The 5,058-nt window shown below is 69.4% G+C and carries 2 protein-coding genes; one reads left to right on the top strand and one right to left on the bottom strand.

The window, feature by feature from the left end:
• Positions 1 to 158: 158 nt before the first annotated feature.
• Complete coding sequence (locus tag ACFXB5_RS48050; protein ID WP_385220935.1) at positions 159 to 3,026, bottom strand: twin-arginine translocation signal domain-containing protein; 2,868 nt, start codon at positions 3,024 to 3,026, stop codon at positions 159 to 161.
• 149 nt (positions 3,027 to 3,175) lie between these two features.
• Here ACFXB5_RS48050 and ACFXB5_RS48055 point away from each other — a divergent pair, with 149 nt between their 5' ends.
• On the top strand, positions 3,176 to 5,026 hold the full coding sequence (locus tag ACFXB5_RS48055) for a glycoside hydrolase family 97 catalytic domain-containing protein (RefSeq protein WP_385220937.1): 1,851 nt from the start codon (positions 3,176 to 3,178) through the stop codon (positions 5,024 to 5,026).
• Positions 5,027 to 5,058: the final 32 nt, after the last annotated feature.

Raw genomic sequence — 5,058 nt, forward strand, 5'->3', positions numbered from 1 at the left:
TTTTGGCCCGGTTGCCCCCCCCCACACTCCTGGGGTAAAAAAAATTCCCCAGTTTTTCAAATCACCTGTCCCAACATCACAAAAACCCCCCCCCCCCCCCCCGGGGCCCCCCGTCGCGGTGTGTATCGGCGGTGCGGGTCCTTCCTCGGTCGTCCTTGTCAGTCGTCCTTCTCCAGCGAGAGGGCGAAGATGTGCGCCCGTGCGGTGCCCGAGGGGGCGCCCAGCGTGATCGCCGACAGCTCCTTGCCCGGGTCCAGCTCCACCACCTGGTGGAAGATCGCGGCCTTGGTGCCCAACGGGCCGGTGCGGGTGTGGATCTGACTCGTCCGCACCGCCTCCGTCTCCCCATACGCCGGACCCGACATCCAGGCCGTGAGCTGGATGGTCAGCTTGCCCGTGGAGCCGTCGGCGTACGTGGCCTCGGCGGGGACGGACACATTGCCGGTGTCGCCCGCGCCCAGCACATGCAGCTTCGTATAGCCACCCGCCGTGACCGTGACCTTCTGACCTGCGGCGATGACATTGTTGTTGGAGCCCTCGCTGCCGTTGGTGAACGCGAAGGTGATCCCGTCGTCCTCGGTCTGCCCGGTCTGCGGCAGCTGCGCCATCGGATAGGTGCGGCCCGTACCGTCGAAGTCGCCGTCCCCGTAGTACATCTCGGTGGTGATGGCGTCGTTGTCGAACTGCCCGGTCAGATCGACCTGGGTGACCGCGCCCGTCTGCGGCAGCTCCGGCAGGCCCCAGGGCTCGGCCGGGGTGGTGACCTTCACCGGGGCGATCCGGAAGTCCGGCCGGGTGCCGGCCGGGTAGATCACCGCCTCGTCCTCCCGGCCCAGCTCCAGCTCGATCTCGCCGTTCCCCAGGTCACGCCACTTCGGCGCCGGGCCGCCGACCCCGGCGACCGTGACCCGGCCGCCGATCGAGTGACGGACGCGGCAGGGCTCCCCGGCCAGGCTGCGCACCCGCACCCAGCGCGTCGTCCCGCCCGTACGCACCCCGCTGACCAGGAACGCGCCCTGGGTACGGAAGTCGTGCAGCGTGACGTCCCGCCACTCGCCCGGCACCCCGGGGAAGAAACGGATGGTCCCGCCCCAGCTCTGGCAGAGCATGTCGTGGATCGTCTGCGCACCCGACAGCGGGGTCTCGATCACCGGACCCGCCTCGTAGTAGTGGGTATTGGGCTGGATGAACCGCGCCACCAGCTCCCGCAGATACTTCAGCGCGTCATCGCCGCGCCCCATCTGCGTCGAGATCGAGGCCGCGCCCGAGAAGCTGTAGCCGCGCAGCGCGCCCTCGAAGCTGATCCAGTGCTCCAGCGAGCGGGCGATCAGGTCCCGGTGCTCCTTCTGGTCCCAGTTGACCAGGTAGAGCGGGTAGACCGAGAGCATATGGGAGTAGTGGCGGTGGGACTTGGCGAAGGGGACACCGGTGCCGATCATGAAGCCGTTCTCGTCCACCGGATAGTGGACCAGCTTCTCCAGCACCTCGCGCCACTTGGGCACCAGCGGATCGTCCTTGTCCAGCAGCTCGACCGTGTCCAGCAGGGTCTGACAGGACCAGCGCAGCAGCGCCAGGTCGTAGTTGCAGTCCGGGGCCGCGCCGTACTCGGGGGAGAAGGTCTTCGGCAGATGCAGCCTGCCGTCCGGCTGCTCCTGGAGAAAGTGCAGATAGTAGTTGGTGGAGCGGCGCAGCAGCGGATAGAGCACATCCTCCAGCAGGCCCCGGTCCATGGTGTGGCGGTAGGTCAGCCAGACGTTGTGCAGCGCCCAGGGCAGATCGCCGACCTCGGGGGAGTCCCCGACGCCCGGCACCGGCACCGTGCCGTTGTCCTCGCACTGCGCGTCCGTGGAGCGGCGCAGCCCGGCCGAGTCGGCGCGGTACTCGGGCTTGAGGCCGCTGATGAGCACATCGGTGTTCTCGGCGAGGGTGCGCGGAATCGCGTCCAGCTCCAGGTGGTTGGAGCCGTGCACCGGCCAGTACTCCAGCTGGACGTTGAGGTTCCACCACACCCCGGGCCAGGGCGTCGGCTCCACCCACGGGCCGGTGGTGGCCATGACGGGGGCGTGCTCACGGGCGGCGCAGGCCAGCTTGTACAGCTGGATCCAGTAGAAGCTCTGGAGCATCCCGTCGGGCACCGAGATGAAGCTCTTGCGGTAGAAGCGGTGCCACCACTCGTAGTGGGTGCGCCGCAGGCTGGAGACCGGCAGCGCGGACGCCTTGCGCACGGTGGTCCGCGCCCGGCCCTCCGCGTCCGTACCGGGGTGGGAGTGCGCCACGGCCAGGTAGTACGTGCGCTCCCGGCCGCTGCCCCGCTGCTTGTACGCGGTCACCGTCTGCCCGCCCGCCACCAGGGACTGGACGGTGACGCCCAGCCCGTCCTCGGTGCGGCTGACCGGGGCCGGGTTGGGCTCGAAGCCCTTCGGCGGATCCTCGCGGACGATGCGCGGACTGACCGCCGGTGAGGGCTTGAACTCCCAGCGGAACCCCTCCTCGCCGGTGCTCGCCTCGACGGTGGCCAGCAGCATGGTGCGGTCGTTGTGCACCAGCGCGCGGAGCTTCAGCTTCCCCTTGTCCGTGGTGACCGTGCCGCGCAACTCGGCGTTCCACAGATCCAGCCGCAGATCGACGCCGGTGATGGCGCCGACCGGGCGCAGCAGCAGATTGCCGACCGGGAGCCGTGCCACGCCCCAGTCGCTGCCGCCTTCGGTGGGCCGGTGGTCCTGCACCTCGCTGTGGTGGACCGTGAAGCGCAGGGCGTTCTCCCCGGGCTCCTGGTAGATCATCGAGCCGAGCAGGCCATTGCCGAGGAACGGCCCCTCGTACCACGTTCTCGGCAAGCGCTTCCAGATCAGATCCTGGCCGTTGAGAAAGCGCTCCCACTCCTGGTCGGTGCGCATGCCCCGCAGGGCCACCGAATGCTGTGGCTGGGCCGCCGCCTCCTGTTCGGGGAGGACCGTGCCGACGGCCGTGCTCGCGGCCGCGCCCGCCGCCACCCGACCCAGGAATCCGCGTCTGCTGACTGGCATCCCGATCTTCTCCCGTCCCCGAAGCGACCAGATTGCTCCGATGATTTGGCTAGACGGGAGCGTAGAAAGGGGCTGATGATGCGTCAAGGCACCCGATTGCTCTGATGTATCGAGCGCCGTGTCGAGGATGCGGTGAACGAGGAGGAACGATGCATACGGCACGATCAAAGGTCACCAGAGCCGTGGCCGCCCTCGCCTGCGCGGCCGCCGTGCTGGTGCCGCTCCGGGCGGCGGCGGCATCGGACGGTCGTGCGCAGGACTGGCGGCTGACCGGAAAGGGGCAGGTCAGCGGCGAGCTCAAGCTGAACAACGAGGGCGCGCTGACACTGGCCGCGCGCCATGGCTCCACCACCGTTCTCCGGCCGTCGGGCCTGGGTATCCGCACCGCCGAGACCGATTTCAGCAAGGGCTTGCGGTTCGCGGGGCGCAGCGACCGTAAGGTCCACGAGAGCTACACGACCACCACCGGCCGCCGCACCCACCACACCTCCGACGCCTCCGAGTCGACCTTCACCTTCCACAAGGACGGACGGACGCTGAAGGTGGTCATCCGGGTCTCGGCCGACGGGCTGGCCTACCGCTATGTGCTGCCGGACAAGGGGACGGTCACCGTACTCGGCGAGAGCACCGAGTACGCCGTCCCGCCGTCCGCCGACTCCTTCCTCCTGCCGTACGACAACGGCCGCCAGGACTACGAGTCCGCCCACGACCGCGGCACGGTGGCCGACGCCAAGGCGGGCGACTACGGCTATCCGTCGCTCTTCCACATCGGCTCCAGCTGGATGCTGATCGAGGAGGCGGACCTCAACAGCTCCTACGGCGGCTCCCGGCTCACCCTCGACTCCGCCACCGACCGCTTCAAGCTCACCCTCCCCGACCCCGCCGAGGTCAGCGGCCCCGGGCTGACCACCCCCTGGCGCACGATGGTCATCGGTGACCTCGCCACCGTCACCGAGAGCGATCTGCCGACCGATCTGGCCGCCCCCTCCAAGGTCGCCGACACCTCATGGATCAAACCGGGCCGGGCGGCCTGGTCCTGGTGGTCGGACGGGCAGAGCCCGACCAGCCTGGACGCCCAGAAGAAGTTCGTGGACTTCGCGGCGCGCGAGGGCTGGGAGTACATCCTGGTCGACTCCGGCTGGAGCGACTCCTGGATGCCCGAGCTGACCGCGTACGCCAAGGAGAAGGGCGTCGGCGTCTGGCTGTGGGCCCGCTGGCAGACCATCGACGCGCAGAGCGAGCGGGACCGGCTGTTCCCGCTGTGGAAGTCCTGGGGGATCGCCGGGCTGAAGATCGACTTCCTGGAGTCGGACGGCCAGGACCGGATGCGCTGGTACGACGCCGTCTTCAAGGACAGCGCCCGGCACAAGCTGATGCTGAACTTCCACGGCGCCACGATCCCGCGCGGCCAGGAGCGGACCTGGCCGCAGCTGATGAGCACCGAGGCGGTCAAGGGCGCCGAGGGCACCCGCCCCAAGCCGGGCCGCCAGCCCTTCCCGGCCGCGCACTACACGACCCTGCCCTTCACCCGGAACCTCATCGGGCCCATGGACTTCACCCCGGTGACCTTCACCGGCGTGCGGCCCACGAGTGACGCGGCCGAACTCGCGCTGTCGGTCGTCTACGAGTCCGGGGTGCAGCACTTCGCCGACAGCGTCGAGTCGTACGAGAGCAGGCCGCTCGAGCTGAAGTTCCTGAACCAGGTGCCCACGGTGTGGGACGACACAAAACTGGTCGACGGCGACCCCGGCGACCGCGCCGTCCTGGCCCGCCGCTCCGGCGACACCTGGTACCTGGGCGCGATCACCTCGGGCGAGGCCCGCACGCTGGACGAGCCGCTGAGCTTCCTCGGCAAGGGCGACTGGCGGATCGAGGTGTGGAAGGACGGCCCGAACGGCAAGGTCGTCACGGAGAGCCAGGAGGTCACGGCCACCTCACGACTCAAGGTGGACGTCCCGAAGAACGGCGGCTTCGCGGCGAAGCTGACCAAAACCGGCTAAGGCGCCCGCGCCGCGCCGCCCCGCACCGGGGC

Origin of the sequence: Streptomyces sp. NPDC059455 (genome assembly GCF_042750115.1) — a bacterium.
Taxonomy (GTDB): Bacteria; Actinomycetota; Actinomycetes; order Streptomycetales; family Streptomycetaceae; genus Streptomyces; species Streptomyces endocoffeicus.